Genomic DNA, 18,190 nt, shown 5'->3' on the forward strand with positions numbered 1-18,190 from the left:
GGAACGGTAGCAACAGTAGATTAAACGCGGAGTAAACCTTTCCAGATGGCTAAACGGGTGCGGGAATATTGCTGATTTAGATCAATTTCATTCTCTTTTTTTAATTTAATTATCGTCAAATGATATTATCAGAAATGGGGTGTCGGAATTATTAAGTTTCCGCCTGTGTAATAGCCGTGGGCAACATTATTTTTACAGAAGGGGGATAAATGAAGACAGCCACATAGTGTGGCTGCCGGTAATCCTGTAAGAATTAGTGCTGAATCAATTTCCTGACCCAGGCAATAATCTCGGCATCTTTACCCTGTTCAAACAGGCAGTGTTGGAAGCGTTTACCACCCACGGCGGTTTTTACCAGTTCCGGGTCGATGGCCCGCAGCGTATCCAGGTAGTTTTCCTTGATCACCGCACTCTTCACCTGGTTCAGAATACCTGCGTTACGCACCTGAGGCTCTTTACGGTCAAGCGGATAGCCTTCGCCTTTGCGACCGGTGAAGGCCTTCTCAAAGATATAACGCACGTTCAGCTCCGCGCCCCAGCCAAAGCCTTTAGCAAAAGGTAACGACAAGGCGTTGCCGTTATTGATCTGCGCAAACAGGAAAGCGTCAGCCGGATCGATACAGTAGCCGCACACCACGCCCGGATGGATATTAAGTGACATTAATGCGCCCTGCCCGGTGCCGCAACCCGTGACGACAAAATCTACCGCTTTAGCATTCAGCAGGATACTGGCCATGATCCCTAAGTGAATATAGGTCAGATGGTGGTCCTGATCGTCCTGCATACCCACGTTAAACACCGCATCCTTGTTGTCTTTAGCGACCGCTTCCAGCTGGGCTAACACCAGCGCATTTTTCCCCGCCTGGCTGTTTTCCATCATCAGTGCAATATTCATATTTACTCCCATTTAAGGCTTATTCATTCAAAAAAAGGGTAGAAGGGGCTAGCGGGCAAGCCAGCCGCCATCTACCGCAAGGGTATATCCGTTAACGTAGTCAGACGCTTTAGAGGCCAGGAAAACCACCGGGCCCATCAGGTCCTCCGGGGCGCCCCAACGTCCTGCCGGAATGCGATTAAGAATGTCTTTGTTGCGCGTTGGGTCTTCGCGTAACTGCTCGGTGTTATTGGTAGCGATATAGCCGGGTGCCAGCGCGTTAACGTTGATGCCATGCTTCGCCCATTCGTTGGCCAGCTCGCGGGTCAGGCCCATCACCGCGCTCTTCGAGGCGGTATATGACGGCACGCGAACCCCGCCCTGGAAAGAGAGCAGGGACGCGATGTTGATAATTTTTCCGCCGTGGCCCTGTTTAACGAACTGACGGGCGACCAGCTGGGACAGAAAGAACAGCGTCTTGATGTTCACATTCATTACGTCGTCCCAGTCCTGTTCGCTGAAATCCAATGCCTCATCGCGGCGGATGATCCCGGCGTTGTTGACCAGAATATCGATTTGCCCCATCTCGCCGACCGCGCGCTCAAGCAGCGACGCCAGTTGATCCTGTTTGCCCAAATCGGCATTCAGACTCAAAAAACGTCGACCTGCTGCCGTGACTTCCTTAGCGGTTTCTGTGGGTTCACTGCGGTTTATGGCGACAATGTCGCACCCGGCTTGCGCCAGGCCGACGGCCATACTCTTCCCCAGTCCGGTATTGCACCCGGTGACCACGGCGACCTTGCCGTGGAGAGAAAAATCGTTAAGGATCATGCGGTTTTCCTTTATTTAAAGATAGACATGCAGGTATTCCACCAGGCATAAAATCGCCATCGCCTGGCCATACGGCATCGACGTCAGCGGGACCTGGCGGTAGTAATCAAGGTTTTTGCCCATTGCGGTGCCAAAGGAAACCTGGGTCAGTTCCCCCTCGGCATTGATATGCTTAATCAGTCCTTTCAGCGCCTTTTCCGCCACAGCGATGTAGCGGTCGTCGGCATAATGGCAGCGAGCAGCTTTCAGCATGCCGAAGGCAAAGCCCGCGGTGGCGGAGGCTTCCAGATAGGAGGTCGGATCGTCCAGCAGCGTGTGCCACAGGCCGCTCTCATGCTGGCAGCTCTCTAGCGCCGCCAGCTGGCTGGCAAGCACCTGCTGAAGATAACGCCGGGTGGCGTCTTTCTCCGGCAGATCCAGCAGCTCAAGGAATTCCGGGATGACAATGGTCAGCCAGCTGTTACCGCGCGCCCAGCGGGCATTGGCAAAGTTGTGGTGGCCTTCAAACGTCCAGCCGTGGAACCACAGCCCGCTCTGGCGATCCATCAGATACTGGGTATGCAGCAGGAACTGATATTTCGCCTCTTCAATGTAGTCCGGGCGGTTCAGCAACTTGCCAATCTTCGCCAGCGGCAGCACGGTCATCATCAGCGTGTCGTCCCACAGCTGCTGATGGTTTTCCTCTGCCAGCGTAATGTGTTGCAGACCGCCGCAATCGGTACGCGGCATCTTGTGCACTATCCAGTCGGCCCAGCTTTCCAGATAGGGCAACCAGCGTGGGTCTTTACTCTCTTCATAGCGGTAAGCCAGCGTCAGGAACGGGCAAACGGTGTTGACGTTGCGGGTGGTGGAACCCTCCGCGAAGCGGTCGCTAAACCAGTCATCAACGATTGCCCGCAGACGGTCATCACCGGTCTGGCGGTAGTACTGATGAATACCGTACAGCCCGATGCCATGCGTCCACTCCCAGCCTGCCCAGCCTTTAGTATCAATTACCCGTCCGTCATCCAGTCTTAACAGGAACTCGCCAGACTCATCGGTAATGTTCACCAGGTTATCCACCAACTTATTGATCAGCTGATGTAATTCTTTACTGGAGATAAAGCGGTCCGGCTGGCGGAGCAGTTCGCTGTGTTTTACGGGATAGACCAACATATTTTTTTGTCCTCGAATATTCAGGGATGACGGGTTAACTGACTGGCGACAGGTTCAACCAGCGGCGTGACGGGCAATGGCGTCACAGCAGGCTTGTTGCGGTTGAGGTAGCCAATATTGTTGTTGCCCCACAGCGCTTCGTACGGCAGTCCGGCAAGCATCTCGACGGTTGCCCGGGCCTCAGGGGTGATATTGCCGGGTACCACATTGCCGGCTGCACGCATTTTCTCGGTCTCTTCACGCAGCGTCTGATGCGTTGCCAGGTTGAGTTTGAAGCGCAGGGAGATAAAGAAGCCGAAGCACAGCATCACCAGCGTGCCGCCACAAAGGATGCCGAGAATAGCCTCGCTGACCGTTGAAGTTTGCGTGCTGCTGCCAGCGACAAAACCGGAGAGCTGCATCAGGATGCCGACCAGCATCACCGCGCCAGCCTGGGAGGCTTTGCGGGTCAGGGTCATTATTCCGGCGAAGATACCCTCACGACGTTGTCCGGTGATCACTTCATCGACGTCAGAAATGTAGGTGTAGATGTTCCATGGGACATAGTTGATACCGCCACGGCCCAGTCCGGCAAGGCCCGACACCAGCAGCAGCAGCGAGAACACATCGTTCAGGCCAGCGTAATGCAGCACGCCGTAGGAGAGGGTGCTCAGACCGAAAAGCACCACCACGATGCGGTAAGAGGGAGCAGGTCCAAAACGGATGCACAGCGGGATCATGCCCATCACGGCGATAAACTGCATGATCGCCATGGTGCCCATCAGATTGGAAGCCAGGCTGGCGCTCTGCATCAGCACGAACACCACGTAGTAGGTGAACACCGCATTGAACACGTCCTGAGCGATATAGCCGCCGAGATACATGCCGAGATGTTGGCGGAAAATGCGCACGCGCAGCGTGGAGGACAGCTCAATCTTCAGCCGTGAAAGGCTTTGCCAGAGCGTCAGTTTCTGCTGCTCGGCTTCCAGTGCGGCAGCGGATTTTTTCTCGGCCGGCCGTTCCCAGGTGTTGAACCACACCAGCGTCAGCACGATGGCGCAAATCACCGAGAACACCAGGCTCGAATAGAAGAAGGAGATCACGTTATCTTTGCCGAAGTAGCTCAGCAGCACGCCCGGCAGGAAAGCTGCCAGAATGGCGGAAAGCTGCGCCAGGGCGATACGTGCGCCAGAGAATTTGGTTTTCTCTTTGAAATCATCGGTCATTTCCGGCACCAGCGTTTCGTATGGCACCAGAATTGAGGTGTAGACCACTTCAAACACCAGATAGGTCATCAGGTAATAGACGTAAGTCATATCGCCGACCCACATCAGGCTGTAAGTGAAGACCAGCGGGATACCGGTCAGAATGAAGAATTTGCGGCGACCAAAGCGCTTGCCCAGCCAGGTCGAACCGAAGTGGTCGGTCAGATAGCCCATCAGCGGGCTGACCACGGCGTCCAGCACGCGGGCCATGGCAAAGATGGAAGTAGCTTCAATGGGGCTGAGCCCGCAGAAGGTGGTGTAAAAATAGAGAAGCCACGCAGAGGTTAGCGCCATGGTGCCAGCGCCGAGAAAATCTCCTGATCCGTAGGCTAAATAAGTTAGCGTTCCTGGTTTACGTATCTTCATAGTGCCCATCCTGGTTAGACAATTGTCAGACCCGGCCTTATGTCGGGGATGAGCTAAGTTAGAACCAGCACGCACAGAAAACCTTTGCGATTTTGCCAGGTTTGAGGAGGTTGTGACATTAAAAAGAAGAAACCGGACACCGATCTCACCAATTTAATAAAATGCCGTTTCATTTTTATTGAAGTGCCGTAGTGAGGGGTGGGTTTGGTGCGGTTTTTCTTCTTTGCGCTTCTTTACCTGTCACATCCGCTGACAGACTTTTTTATCCACTATGGTTAAGCCTTGTTTATGCTGATTTTTCTTCTCCCTTTTCCTCATTTGATAAGGATTAACCTGTGTCGAACATCCTTCGTGGCCTGGTCTTTGCCAGCCTGCTAACCGGTTTTTCTGCCACGGCGGCGGAGACCACACCGACCTACGGGCCGGAACTGCAAGGTTTTGATTTCCCTTACCCTATTCAGAAATTCGATTTCACCTCGCAGGGTCAGCCGCTCAGCATGGGCTACATCGATGTGCAGCCGACAGGCCAGGCCAACGGCCGCACTGCGGTGTTGATGCACGGCAAAAACTTTTGCGGCGTGACCTGGCAGGATTCGATCGATGCGCTGAGCCACGCCGGTTACCGCGTCATAGCCCCGGATCAGATTGGTTTTTGCACCTCCAGCAAACCCGCCCATTACCAGTACAGCTTCCAGCAACTGGCGCTGAATACGCAGAACCTGCTGAACAAGCTGCATATCGACAAGGTCACGCTGGTGGGCCACTCAACGGGTGGGATGCTGGCGACGCGCTTTGCGCTGATGTATCCGCAGGAAGTGCAGAAACTGGTGCTGGTGAATCCGATTGGTCTGGAAGACTGGAAAGCGAAGGGGGTGCCGTGGCGCAGCGTCGATGACTGGTATCAGCGCGAGCTGAAAACCTCAGCGGCCAGCATCAAAAAGTATGAGCTGAACACCTATTATGTCGGTCGCTGGAAGCCAGAATACGACCGTTGGGTCACCATGCTGGCCGGGTTGAATAACGGATCGGGCCACCAGATTGTCGCCTGGAATTCGGCGCTGCTGTACGACATGATTTTCACCCAGCCGGTGTACTACGAGTTCAAAAATCTGAAAATGCCGACCGCGCTGATGATTGGCACTTCAGACACCACAGCAATCGGCAGCGATATTGCCCCGCCGGAGGTGAAGGCAAAAATCGGCCATTACAATCAGCTGGGCAAGCAGGTTGCCGCGTTAATTCCACACTCCACGCTGATTGAATTCCCGGGAATGGGGCACGCGCCGCAGATGGAAGAGCCGGCGAAGTTTAATCAGGCGCTGATCAAAAATCTGGATCAACGTTAACGGCACTGCGACGTACAGGCCTGCAGGCAAGACTGTATTTTGGCACCACAGCCACTGTCATCATTGCGCTGACACTGGCTGTTCTGCACATAGCAATTTTGCTGGCACAGGCTGACATCACACTTTGCCGCCACCGGTGTAGCGATAATATCCTGCTTGGGCGGCACTAACGGCAGTTGAGACATTTGCGAACAGGCGGTACCTGAGAACGCCAGCGCCAGCAAGGCCAGAATGCCAGTCATCTTCATCGTTATTTCCCCAGAAAAAATCATGCAAAAGCGATACTGACAGCATAGATAGCCTGGTCAAAAACGCGAAGATTATCGGGCTGATATGCGACGACGGCCGGATGAAACCGTTGGCGGTAATTCTTCTGCCATCCTGGCGCTGTACTATGATTATCAGCGTGGCCTGAGTGCTCACACATTACAGCCTCACTCCGGCCCCAACGCCCGCAAGATCCTTCCGGCCTGATCCGCCGTTAGCGGGTAATCAAAGAAGCGCTGATAGAAATCCTGGGTGGTTTTCACCATATCGAGATCCGGGAATAACGCCGGATGCAGCCGCTTTGCCGCCCATTGGATTTGCAGCGCGGCTTCGGTACCGTAGCGATCCCAGGGGAAAACCCCGGCCGGGTTTTGCCACACCCGGTGGTTTTTTACCGCCTTCAGGTTGCTGAATAATGCCGCGTAATCGGAGTCAGTAATAGCACCTGCACCGGCACCAATAATGATGATATCCGGCTGCCAGAACAGCACGTTCTCCGGCGAGGTTTCCTTCATATTGCCGCTCACTTCCTCGGCTGCATTGCGCCCGCCGGCCAGTTTGATCCAGGTATCAATCAGCGTATGGCTGCCATCCACTTTTAACGGATGAAGTGATTCAATATGCAGGACGCGCGGGCGCTGGTCAGCCGGCAGCGCCGCCGTTCTGGCCTGAATCGCGGCAATATGCTGGTCCAGGTAGGCGTTGTACGCCTGCGCCCGCTGACGCGCTTTCTCCGTCCCGACCACTTCAGCAGTGGTCAGCAGGGAGCGCTTCATGGACGGGAAGTCGTCAAAGCCCATCACCAGCGTTGGCAGGCCAGCCTGGCGATAGGCGGCGGCATCGCCATCTTCTGCTGCGACAAACACGGCATCCACTTTTCGCATCAGCAGCGCTTCGCTCTCGAAACTGCGGCCATGCACCGACAGCGCCTGATTTAACGACGGCTGGATTTTAAACATCCACGGCCGGTCTTTGGCGTGATTTACCGTTGCCACGATCCGGTCGCCCGCACCCAGCGTCATCAGCAGCGAATGGTGTGCATACCAGCCATCGGCAATGCGCGTTGCCTGAACGGGTACGGTGACGCGATTCCCCGCGTCATCGGTTACCGTGCGGGCGAATAGCGACTGGCTAAACGTGGTCAGGCTCAGTGCCGCCAGCAGCGGCAGCAGGATCGGGCGCATATTCATCAGGACCTCATCAGAAGTTAAGCTGCATGGAAAGCTGCACCATTCGCGGTTCACCAATCTGGGCGCTGGCATAACCGGCACCGCTGTAGCCGTTCAGGCCGCCGGGCACAATGTTGGTCCAGTAATGGCGATTGGTCAGGTTGGTCATATCCAGCCGGAACGTGGTGTCCGTATTGAACAGCCGCGTTTTGTAGCGGGTCCCGGCATCAAAGGTGGCGTAGCTGCCCACCCAACTGTCGTTGGCGTTATCGGTGCTGCGGCGGCCAACGTAATGCATCCCGCCGTGAATATCAGTGCCGCTCAAGAACGGCAGATCGTAAGCAGCAAACAGGCTGGCGGTATAGCGTGCCAGGCCGACAATCTGCTTATCGTCGGTGGTTGTGCTGGCGGTATCGCGCAGACGCGGATCGAGCCAGGTCATGCCGCCATACAGATGCAGATTATCGCTGAGATCGCCGTCGGCCATCAGCTCCAGGCCCCGGTTGCGCTGGTTACCATCAACGGCATAGTCACCGCTGGGAGTGGTATAGGCAAACGGACGATCGATCTGGAACAGCGCGGCAGTGAGCAGGACTTTGCCTACCGCCAGCTTGCTGCCTACTTCCACCTGCTTGCTGCGGTACGGCGCCAGAATATTGCCGGCGTTGGCGGCTCCGGTCGGTGCGGTATCGCCCTGTTGCAGGCTGTCGGCATAGGTGACGTAAAGCGTCAGCGGATCGACCGGCTTAAACATCAGGCTGGCAGAACCACTGAACCCGCTGTCATTTGACTCGCTGGTGCGGCTGCCGGTTTTGGCGTAGTTCGCCGAAGTCAGGAAGCTTTCGCTACCGGCCAAGAGCAGGCTCCACTGCGGCGAAAACGTCAGCGTATCGCTGAGTAAAAAGGCCTGCTGGGTGGCGGTCGCCGAATGGTAACGATGGGTAAAATCAGGATAGTCCGGCTCGGCGAACGCCTGCGGATTGTCCAGCGACGCGCTGCCCAGCGTTGAGGTTGCGCCGTTGAGCGGGTTTTCATTCTTCCAGACAAAGCCGCGCATGCCGGTCGAAATCTGGTGATGCAGCCAGCCGGTGTCCACTTCGCCGTTGAGGTTCGCCATATAGCTATTGAGGGTAAAGCGGCTGGCGGTGGCGGACGAGGTGGTGGTTTTGTAATGGCCGGCGTTGTCGGTAAAGGTGTTGGTCACCGCGGTCGATTCGCGGTCGGCAATCTGGCGAAGTACGCCCACTTCGCCCTGCCAGTTGCCATCAAAATCATGCTTCAGATGCAGGCTGGCGGTCAGCGTAAGGTTATCGTCACCGGCATAGGACTGGCCGAGATGGGCGGTTTTCGGGTTGGGCGCTGACGGGAACGACAGCCCGCTGCCCAGCGCGAATTTGCCCGGCAGGCCTTTATCATAGAAGTGGTAGTAGCTGAAGTTGGTTTCCAGCACGGTTTTATCGGTCAGGTTGGCGTCCAGCGCAAGGCTGAATAGCTGACGACGTTTTTTACTGCCGCTGACGTAGCCGTTGCCTTCATCATCAAGGAGGTTCGCGCGATATCGCAGACGATCGTTATCATCCAGCGGACCACTAAAATCACCCGATACCAGATGGCTCAGCCCGGTTCCGCCACCGAAGGTCATGCTGTGCTGAGCGATATCGGTCGGACGTTTGGCGACAAAGTTAAACAGGCCCGCCGGGTTCGCCGGACCGTACAGCGATCCCGCCAGCCCGTTCAGCACCTCCAGATGATCAAACTGTTCCGCCGCGTAGTCGGTGGTGGAGACCACATTCAGCCCATCAATCATCGAGTTCTGTACCACGCTTCCCTGCATACCGCGGGTCTGCGGCCGCGCGCCATCGCCCTGCACGGACGGCATATAGCGATAGATATCGCTGAGGCTTTTCAACTGCTGGCGCTTCATCAGCGAAGGGGAGATAACCTGAACGGCATAGGGGGTGTTGCGGATATCCTGCTTGCCGAGGTTACCGAGCGTGGCCTGTTTATCCGCTGCGGGAACGTCGCGATCCGGCGCCGCGGCGTTGACCGTCAGCGTTTTATCTGCGGTTGCGGCCTGCGCCTGCAACGCGAAAAGAATCACTACGCTAAGCGCACTTGCCTTAAAAGAGGGGGTTACCACTGCCATTGTTATACTTTGCCTTACGATGCTTAGCGGCTCGGGCGGCCACCTGTGCGGGGATGCGGTCAAAAGAGCGCAGAGATTAACATATCGCTATATCATTTCGTATATAACGACAGGCTTGCGCAAGAGTTCGGAGGATGCTGCTAAAAGCGCGCTAAAAAGCGAAGTATGCTAACGAATTTAGTGTGACTGACATCACATTATTTTGCCACTGTCAGGTCATAACCTCAGGCTATACCCTGCCGATAAACAAGCATTATCCCGGCTGTCATAACAGTGAAATAGTCTTCTCAGGCAAACCCTGCAACCTGATAAGAGATAACCCTGATGCTGATCCCTCAACCCTATTTGTTATTCCTTGGCGATGTTACCGATCCGCTGGCGGCTAAAACGGCGCGCGGCATCCACGTCTGGCGTCCTGAGCAGTGCGTTGGGCAGATCCGTCTGCCGGGCTGCACTGTCTCTCTGGGCCTCGACGATCTGACCATTGAAGCCGCCGTCGCGGCCGGTGCGAAAACGCTGGTGCTCGGTACCGCCAATGCCGGTGGCTATCTGCCGGAACACTGGCTGGACACCGTGCGTGGCGCCATCGGTGCCGGACTGAACGTGGCCAGCGGCCTGCATTATCGCCTGGTGGATAACGAAGAGCTGGTGGCGCTGGCGAAAGCGCAGGGCGTTGAGCTGTTCGACATCCGCCATATGCGGCCAAAACTTGACGTGGGCAGCGGTAAGAAACGCAGCGGCAAACGCGTGCTGACGGTCGGCACCGACTGCTCGGTCGGCAAAATGTATACCTCGCTGGCGCTGGAATCCGCCATGCGTGAGATTGGCCTGAAGGCTGATTTCCGCGCGACCGGGCAGACCGGCATTCTGGTTGCGGGTGAGGGGATCGCCATCGATGCGGTGATTGCGGACTTTATCGCTGGCGCGGCAGAAGCGCTGTCTCCGGCCAACGAGGCCGATCACTGGGATATCGTGGAAGGTCAGGGTTCGCTGTTCCATCCCTCTTATGCCGGCGTCAGCATGGGTCTGATCCATGGCGCGCAGCCGCACTGGCTGGTGATGTGCCACGAGATGCACCGTCCGCATATGCGTCACCTGCCGCATCAGCCGATGGTCAGCCTGGCAGACTGCGTGGAAGCCAACGTGCGTGCCGCGCATGTCACCAGCGACAGCGTTCAGCTGGCCGGTTTCGCCATCAATACCTCTAACTACAGCGAGCAGGAAGCCCGTGATTACTGCCAGCAAATCAGTGAGGAGTTTGGCGTGCCGGCCACCGATCCGGTGCGTTTTGGCATTGCGGAGATTGCTGCGCTGCTGAAAGAGCGGGGCTGATTATGCGCCGGATGCAGGTTGAAGTTGTCGAGCTGCCGTTAGCGCGTCCGTTCGCCATCGCGCGCGGTACCCGCACGGCGGTGACGGTGGTGCGGGTCACGCTGGAAGAACAGGGCTTTATCGGGCGTGGCGAATGCACGCCAACCGCCCATTACCACGAAAGTGCCGAAAGCGTTACCGCGCAGCTGGCGGCGGTGCAGGAAGAAGTGGAAAACGGTCTGACGTTAAGCGAGCTGCAAAACCGTCTGCTGCCGGGGTCGGCCCGTAACGCGCTCGACTGCGCGCTGTGGCGGCTGGATGCGGCGCTCAACCGACAAACGCTGTGGCAGCGTCTGAATGCCGAGCCTCCTGCCACCGTGATCACTGCCGAAACGCTGAGCCTGGACAGCGTGGAGATGATGACAGCCGCGGCGGCGGATGCGGTTTCGCGCGGGGCGATCCTGCTGAAAATCAAACTCAACCGCGACCTGATACTGGAAAAAGTGGCGGCGATCCGCGCCGCCGCGCCGGACGCCACGCTGATTATTGATGCCAACGAAGCCTGGAGCGGGCTGGATCTCAGCAGCCTGTTCTCGGCGCTGACCCACTACAACATCGCGATGATCGAACAGCCGTTGCCTGCGGGTAACGACGCCGATCTGCAACGCTTCGATCACCCGATCCCGGTCTGTGCGGATGAAAGCTGCCATCACGTCGGCGACATCGCCGGGCTGCGGAACCGTTACGAGATGATCAACATCAAGCTCGATAAATGTGGCGGCCTGACCGAAGCGCTGGCGATGGTGGAAGCCGCGCGGATCCACAAATTACGGCTGATGGTGGGCTGCATGCTCGGCTCCTCACTGGCGATGGAAGCCGCGCTGCCGGTGGCCGTCTCGGCGGAACATGTTGATCTCGACGGGCCGATCTGGCTCGCGGCGGACAGCTCCCCTTATCTTTCCTACAACCAGGGTCGTATCTGGCTTTAATCCAGCGACTACCGGAGTCACGATGACGGAACGTATTCACTCAGAACCCACCGCCACCGGATCCGGCAACGCCTCGCCTGTACTGCAGGTTGAGGATTTGAGCGTCAGCTTTAGCGGGCGCTCCGGGAAAAACCTTGCGCTGAAAGGCGTCTCCTTCACCATCAATAAAGGCGAAATTGTTGCCGTGGTTGGCGAAAGTGGCTCGGGTAAATCGGTCACCTCGCTGGCGGTAATGGGCCTGCTGGCATCGTCTGCCACCATTGAGCGCGGTGCGATCCACTTCAGCCCGCGCAGCGGCGTGAAGCACCCGTTGCTGACCATGAGCACCGAGGAGCGCCGCAAGCTGCGCGGTCGCGATATGGCGATGATTTTTCAGGAGCCGATGACCTCGCTAAACCCGGTCCTGCGGATTGGCGATCAGCTGACGGAAGCCCTGCGCGATCACCAACTGTGCGACAGCAAAACTGCCAACGCCAAAGCCCGCGAGCTGCTGCGCAAAGTGCGTATTGCGGATATCGATCGGGTGATGAAAAGCCATCCGCATTCCCTGTCCGGCGGCATGCGCCAGCGGGTTATGATTGCCCAGGCGCTGGCCTGCGATCCGCAGCTGCTGATTGCCGATGAACCGACCACCGCGCTGGACGTCACCGTTCAGGCCCGCATCCTGCAAATCCTCCGCGACCTGCAACAGCAAAGCGATATGGCCGTGCTGTTTATCACCCACGATATGGGCGTGGTGGCGGAAATTGCCGATCGGGTGGTGGTGATGTATCGCGGCGAAGTGGTGGAACAGGGCCGCGTGGAGCAGATTTTTGCCGCACCCGAACACCCTTATACCAAAGCATTGCTGGCAGCGGTCCCGCGTCTGGGAGATATGAAAGCCAGCCGCTGGCCACAACGTTTTCCGCTGCTGGGTGAAGAGCAGGATGAGGAGGCCGGCGTGCAGATCACCGCGCGTTATGAGCAGAAGCCGCTGCTGGATGTGCGTGGGCTGAAGGTGTATTACCCCATCCGCAGCGGGATGTTTTCCGCGCTAACCCATCGTGTCCACGCCGTTGAGCAGATCGATTTTTGCATTTGGCCAGGGGAAACGCTGGCGATTGTCGGCGAAAGCGGCTGCGGCAAATCCACCACCGGACGCGCGCTGCTGCGGCTGGTTTCCAGCGAGTCGGAGAGTATTCACTTTCGCGGCGAAGAGATCAGCCTGCTGAAAGAGCCGGCGTTTCATGCGCTGCGCCGGGAAATTCAGATGGTGTTCCAGGATCCCTATGCCTCGTTAAATCCGCGCCTGACGGTGGGCTTCACCATTGCCGAACCGCTGCTGCTGCATGGGCTGGTGAAATCCCTGGAAGAGGCGACGCCGCAGGTTCAGTCATTACTGAAAAGCGTCGGATTATTGCCGGAACATGCCCGCCGCTATCCGCATGAGTTTTCCGGCGGCCAGCGTCAGCGTATCGCCATCGCCCGCGCCATGGCGCTGCAGCCGCAGGTGATTATTGCGGATGAAGCGGTGTCGGCGCTGGATGTCTCCATTCAGGCGCAGGTGGTTAACCTGATGATGGACCTGCAAAAAGAGACCGGCGTGGCGTGGATCTTTATTTCGCACGATATGGCCGTCGTCGAGCGTATCGCCAATCGCGTGGCGGTAATGTACCTCGGCCAGATTGTGGAAATTGGCCCGCGCCATGCGGTATTCAGCAACCCTCAGCATCCGTATACCCGTCGTCTGTTGGCCTCCGTTCCGGTGGCCGATCCTGCCCGCCGTACCGTGCGTGAACTGGACGACGGCGAAATCCCCTCGCCGCTGCGTAAAGCCGGGGAAGAAGTGGCAAAACTTCGTTACCGCCAGGTCGACCTGCATCACTGGGTTGCCGAAGGGGACATGCACCGTTAGCACTTATTTCATTTACCATTCTGGAGAGACACCATGAAGCCTTTTTTACGTCGTTCTGCCGTCGCCCTTGGGCTGTCACTGTGTCTGGCGGGCATCGCCCAGGCGCAGGACCTGCGGATTTCCGCCTATGTCGATATCACCGGTCTTGATCCACACGATACCTCGGACAACGCCAGCTATTCGGTGCAGGCGGGGATTTTTGAACGCCTGTTCCAGTTCGACAGCAAAATGAAGTTGGTTCCGTGGCTGGCGACCGATTACACCAGCAACGCGGACGCCACCGAATTCACGCTCAATCTGCGTAAAGACGTTATCTTCCAGGACGGCACGCCGTTTGATGCCGCGGCGGTAAAAGCCAACCTCGACAGGCTGGCCGATCAGACCAAAGGTCTGAAGCGTAACAGCCTGTATAAGATGATTAAAACTGTCACCGTCGTGTCGCCAACCCAGGTCAAAATCGATCTTAACCAGTCGTTTGGCGCCTTTATCAACACCCTCGCACACCCGTCGGCGGTGATGTGGAGCCCGACCGTGCTGAAGCAGTACCCGGACGAAGCGCAGCTGCGCCTGCATCCCACCGGCACCGGCCCGTTCAAATTTGTCAGCTGGCAGCCGGGAAAAGAGGTCAAGCTGAGCAAGTTTGACGGTTACTGGCAGAAAGGCTGGCCGAAGGTCGATAACGTCACCATCACGCCAAGCCCGGAAGACTCCACCCGCGTCGCGGCGCTGAAGTCCGGCCAGGTGGATGCGATCTATCCGCTGCCTTCCGACCTGATCAAAACGGTAGAGAGCGACAGCAAGCTGGCGGTTCAGCGCGATGAAAGTATTTACCTCTACTACATGGCGATCAACACCCAGCATAAATCGCTGGCCGATGTGCGCGTGCGTCAGGCCATCAACTACGCCATCAACCGTGATATCTGGCTGAAAGTGGCCTACGCGGGCATGGGCAAACCGGCCACCTCGGCGATCCCGCCGGCGGTGCAGTTCTACGCCAAACAGAGCGATCCGGATTACCGCTATAACCCGGAAAAAGCCAAAGCCTTGCTGAAAGAGGCCGGATTCGCCAACGGTCTGGACCTGAAGCTGTGGGTGACCAACGCCACCGCCAGCGTGCGTGCTGCGCAGTTCCTTAAGCAGCAGTTGGGTGCGGTCGGCATTCGCGTCTCGGTGACGCCAATGGATTCCGGTGCGCGCAACGCCAAACTGTGGGGCGTGAAGGATCCGAAGCAGGCCGAATTCGACCTCTATTACGGCGGCTGGTCAACCTCGACCGGTGATGCAGACTGGGCATTGCGTCCACTGTTTGCGACTGAATCCTGGGTACCGACATCGTATAACGTTTCTTACTACAGCAACCCGGAAGCGGATAAAGCCATTGCGGCAGCGCTGCAAACGGCCGATCCGGCGAAGCGTGCGGCGGCTTATGCCAAGGCACAGACCATCATCTGGAAAGATGCGCCCATCGCCTTCCTCGGCTCGCCAGATAACCTGGTCGGCAAGAAGAAGAACCTGACCGGCGTGTCGATGCTGGCCGACGGCTCGTTCCTGTTCGATCAGGCGGAGTTCAATTAATCCTGAGTCTGCGGCGGGAGCGATCCCGCCTTTGCTGCTGGTACACCCGAATTAACCCGGAAATCGCCTATGTTTGCCTATCTTGTCCGACGTTTACTGGAAATGATCCCGGTGTTGCTGGTGGTCTCCCTGTTGGTATTTGCCTTTATTAAACTGCTGCCGGGCGATCCGGCACGAATTTATGCCGGTCCCGATGCGCCAATTGAGGCGGTCGAGGCGGCACGACAGCATTTAGGCCTCAACGATCCGCTGCCACAGCAGTATCTGCACTGGCTGGGCGGGCTGGTGAAGGGCGACCTCGGCGTCACCTATCGCACGCAACAGCCGGTCACCGAGGTGATTGCCCAGGGCTTTATGCCGACGATGTGGCTGGCGCTGGCCGGATTTGCCTGGTCGGTATTGCTGGGGCTGATTATCGGCGTGATCTCGGCGCTGAAACGCGGGAAATGGCAGGACTGGACGCTGATGAGTCTGGCGGTGGGCGGCATATCAATGCCGCCGTTCTGGTTGGGGCTGCTGCTGATCCAGTTTGTGGCGATGCCGTTTGGCCTGTTTTCCGTCAGCGGCTTCAACCAACCCAGCGACATTATCCTGCCGGCCATTACGCTGGGATCGTCGGTGGCGGCAGTGATGGCGCGCTTCACCCGTTCGGCCTTTCTGGAAGTGGCGCAGGAAGACTACGTGCGCACTGCCAGAGCGAAAGGGCTGCGTAACCGGCTGGTGACCTGGAAACATATCATGCGCAATGCGCTGATCCCGGTGATCACCATGCTGGGCTTACAGTTTGGTTTCTTGCTCGGCGGATCGATCGTGGTGGAAAGCGTCTTCAGCTGGCCGGGTCTGGGCTGGCTGCTGATCGAGTCGATCAAAACCCAGGATCAGCCGGTGATTCAGGCGCTGGTGATGCTGTTTGTCTTTGAATTTATTGTCATCAACCTGCTGGTGGACCTGCTTTACGCAGTGGTAAATCCGGCCATCCGTCTGCGTCAGGAGCCTGCATGAAGCCAACAACCGAAGCGGCCATCGCGCAAACCGTGCTCGAGAACAGTACGCTGCGCTCGCCGTGGCACGATTTTATTCAGAACCTGATACGCAATCCGCTGGCGCTGGTGTCCGGTGGCTTTATCCTGCTGCTGGTGATTGTGGCGGTGTTTGCGCCGTGGATAGCGCCCTGGGATCCGATGGCTCCCGACTGGATGGCGCTGTCGGCACCGCCTTCTGCCGCGCACTGGATGGGCACCGACGATCTGGGTCGCGATGTGCTCAGCCGCATTATCTACGGCGCGCGCATCTCGCTGTATGTCGGCGTGCTGTCGGTCACCCTTGGGATGCTGGTCGGCATCGTGCTGGGACTGCTGGCGGGCTATTACGGCCGCTGGGTGGATATGCTGATTATGCGCGGCTCCGACGTGCTGTTCGCCTTCCCGGGCATGCTGCTGGCGATTGCAGTGGTGGCGATTTTAGGTCCAGGCTTAAATAACGTTATTATCGCCGTCGCGGTGTTTAGCGTGCCGGTATTCGCCCGTATCGTGCGTGCCTCGACGCTGTCGTTGAAGCAGGCGGCCTATGTTGAAGCGATGCGCTGTGCCGGTGCGCCGGATCGGGTGATTTTGATCCGCCATATTCTGCCGGGCACGCTGTCGAACGTGATTGTCTATTTTACCATGCGTATCGGCACCAGTATTCTGACCGCCGCCGGCCTGAGCTTTATCGGCCTGGGCCCGGAGCCGGATGTGCCGGAGTGGGGCAATATTCTGGCGATGAGCCGCAATATGATGATGGCCGGAGAGTGGCACGTCAGCGTGTTCCCAGGGCTGGCGATTTTTATTACCGTGCTGGCATTTAACCTGTTGGGTGATGCGCTGCGCGACACCTTAGATCCGAAACTGAAAGGGTAAGCAGATGGATTATCGTCAGGCCGCGCTCGACCTGTTATTGCAGCGCTGGCGAGAGACGCGCCGGTTGGGCAATCCTCGCGGCATCTGTGGTGCCACTAACAGCCTGAGCGATGTGCCGGGCGTTCGGGTCGGGCACGCCACGCTGGACGAGGGCGAACGCCAGACCGGGGTGACAGCGATTGTGCCGCCGGGCGACAACCTGTTTACCCAGCCGTTACCTTGCGGTGCGGCGGTGTTAAACGGCTTCGCTAAGCCGGTCGGGCTGGTGCAGATTGAAGAGTTGGGCGTGCTGCAAACGCCAATCCTGCTGAGCAACACGCTGGCGGTGGGCACGCTGTTTACCACCCTGGTGCGCGAGGCGATTAGCCATAATCCGGAGCTGGGGCGCTCGCTGCCGACGGTGAATCCGCTGGCGCTGGAGTGCAACGATGGCTGGCTGAATGACATTCAGGCGCTGGCGGTGACCGAGCAAATGGCGCAGCAGGCGCTGCAGTCTGCCTCCGCTGCGTTTCCCCGTGGCAGCGTCGGAGCCGGGCGCGGCATGAGCTGCTTTAGCATGAAGGGGGGCATTGGTACCGCCTCACGCAGCCTCCCGACACTGAATGCCACGCTGGGCGTGCTGGTGCTGGCTAACTTTGGCGCCTTAACCGCGCTGACGCTGGACGGGGTCAGAGTGGGTGAGGCGATAGAACCGCTGCTGCCCGAGCTGACGCCGCAGCGCGATGCCGGTTCGATTATCATTATTATGGCCACCGATGCGCCGCTGGATGCCCGGCAGTTAAAGCGGATAGCGAAGCGCGCCGGTGCCGGCCTGGGCAGGCTTGGCAGCTACTGGGGCCACGGTTCCGGCGATATCGCGGTGGCCTTCTCCACTCACCCGGTGCCGCAGCCGCCGGAGGAGTCGGCGCTGGAACCGCTGTTATCCGCCGCTGCCGATGCCACGGAACATGCCGTGCTGGATGCGCTGCTGAGCGCCGAAGCGGTCACCGGATTCCGTGGGCATCATCGCCCGGCATTAAGCGAATTATTAGATCGACTGGCTGCAGTCCTTGACGCCTGACTTATCCCTGGCGCGGCGCACGCTGGCCGCGCTGCAACCCCCTGGATTCTGCTGAAGGTCTTCCC

Annotated in this window: 15 protein-coding genes; 8 read left to right on the plus strand and 7 right to left on the minus strand. The window is 57.9% G+C overall.

All coding sequences use genetic code 11. The features are described from left to right. Positions 1–253: 253 nt before the first annotated feature. The 4 genes from AC1UKS_RS01020 to AC1UKS_RS01035 are packed head-to-tail and all read right to left on the minus strand — an operon-like array spanning position 254 to position 4,470. Complete coding sequence (locus tag AC1UKS_RS01020) at positions 254–895, minus strand: RpiB/LacA/LacB family sugar-phosphate isomerase (RefSeq protein ID WP_265909194.1); 642 nt, start codon at positions 893–895, stop codon at positions 254–256. Between the two features lie 48 nt (positions 896–943). After that, on the minus strand, positions 944–1,705 hold the full coding sequence (kduD, locus tag AC1UKS_RS01025; RefSeq protein ID WP_482435390.1) for a 2-dehydro-3-deoxy-D-gluconate 5-dehydrogenase KduD: 762 nt from the start codon (positions 1,703–1,705) through the stop codon (positions 944–946). A 15-nt stretch (positions 1,706–1,720) separates the two neighbouring features. Beyond that, positions 1,721–2,860 (minus strand): beta-galactosidase BglB, encoded by a 1,140-nt coding sequence (gene bglB, locus AC1UKS_RS01030; RefSeq protein ID WP_482435391.1) that lies wholly within the window; start codon positions 2,858–2,860, stop codon positions 1,721–1,723. A gap of 20 nt (positions 2,861–2,880) precedes the next feature. After that, positions 2,881–4,470, minus strand: a complete 1,590-nt coding sequence (locus AC1UKS_RS01035; RefSeq protein ID WP_482435392.1) for an MFS transporter — start codon at positions 4,468–4,470, stop codon at positions 2,881–2,883. Between the two features lie 335 nt (positions 4,471–4,805). Between AC1UKS_RS01035 and AC1UKS_RS01040 the strand changes: the two genes are divergently transcribed. Continuing rightward, a complete protein-coding gene (locus AC1UKS_RS01040; RefSeq protein WP_482435394.1) occupies positions 4,806–5,816 on the plus strand; it encodes an alpha/beta fold hydrolase in 1,011 nt (336 codons plus the stop codon). Here AC1UKS_RS01040 and AC1UKS_RS01045 read toward each other — a convergent pair. The 3 genes from AC1UKS_RS01045 to AC1UKS_RS01055 all read right to left on the minus strand — a co-directional run bounded on the left by AC1UKS_RS01045 (position 5,813) and on the right by AC1UKS_RS01055 (position 9,398). Then, entirely contained in the window at positions 5,813–6,064 is a 252-nt protein-coding gene (locus AC1UKS_RS01045; protein WP_265909199.1) for a hypothetical protein, read from the minus strand. The genes AC1UKS_RS01040 and AC1UKS_RS01045 overlap by 4 nt on opposite strands. Before the next feature lie 186 nt (positions 6,065–6,250). Next, positions 6,251–7,267 (minus strand): ABC transporter substrate-binding protein, encoded by a 1,017-nt coding sequence (locus tag AC1UKS_RS01050; protein ID WP_482436859.1) that lies wholly within the window; start codon positions 7,265–7,267, stop codon positions 6,251–6,253. 16 nt (positions 7,268–7,283) lie between these two features. Continuing rightward, positions 7,284–9,398: a TonB-dependent receptor gene (locus tag AC1UKS_RS01055; protein WP_482435395.1), complete on the minus strand. Its 2,115-nt coding sequence runs from the start codon at positions 9,396–9,398 to the stop codon at positions 7,284–7,286. A gap of 324 nt (positions 9,399–9,722) precedes the next feature. Between AC1UKS_RS01055 and dgcN the strand changes: the two genes are divergently transcribed. From dgcN to AC1UKS_RS01090, 7 genes are all read left to right on the plus strand, one after another. Further along, positions 9,723–10,730 (plus strand): N-acetyltransferase DgcN, encoded by a 1,008-nt coding sequence (gene dgcN, locus AC1UKS_RS01060; protein ID WP_206404272.1) that lies wholly within the window; start codon positions 9,723–9,725, stop codon positions 10,728–10,730. Positions 10,731–10,732: 2 nt separating this feature from the next. After that, positions 10,733–11,698 carry an N-acetyl-D-Glu racemase DgcA gene (gene dgcA, locus AC1UKS_RS01065; protein ID WP_482435396.1) on the plus strand — a complete coding sequence of 322 codons (966 nt, stop codon included), beginning with the start codon at positions 10,733–10,735 and terminating at the stop codon, positions 11,696–11,698. 22 nt (positions 11,699–11,720) lie between these two features. Next, positions 11,721–13,592, plus strand: coding sequence for an ABC transporter ATP-binding protein (locus tag AC1UKS_RS01070; protein WP_482435397.1), 1,872 nt, complete (start codon positions 11,721–11,723; stop codon positions 13,590–13,592). Positions 13,593–13,625: 33 nt separating this feature from the next. Continuing rightward, a complete protein-coding gene (locus tag AC1UKS_RS01075; protein ID WP_482435399.1) occupies positions 13,626–15,167 on the plus strand; it encodes a glutathione ABC transporter substrate-binding protein in 1,542 nt (513 codons plus the stop codon). Between the two features lie 69 nt (positions 15,168–15,236). Further along, positions 15,237–16,169 (plus strand): ABC transporter permease, encoded by a 933-nt coding sequence (locus tag AC1UKS_RS01080; protein ID WP_013204359.1) that lies wholly within the window; start codon positions 15,237–15,239, stop codon positions 16,167–16,169. Further along, entirely contained in the window at positions 16,166–17,065 is a 900-nt protein-coding gene (locus AC1UKS_RS01085; RefSeq protein WP_482435401.1) for an ABC transporter permease subunit, read from the plus strand. The genes AC1UKS_RS01080 and AC1UKS_RS01085 overlap by 4 nt, the downstream gene beginning before the upstream one ends. A gap of 4 nt (positions 17,066–17,069) precedes the next feature. Continuing rightward, positions 17,070–18,125 (plus strand): DmpA family aminopeptidase, encoded by a 1,056-nt coding sequence (locus AC1UKS_RS01090; protein ID WP_482435402.1) that lies wholly within the window; start codon positions 17,070–17,072, stop codon positions 18,123–18,125. Positions 18,126–18,190: the final 65 nt, after the last annotated feature.

It is taken from the genome of Erwinia sp. AK-PDG3-5 (assembly GCF_056821705.1).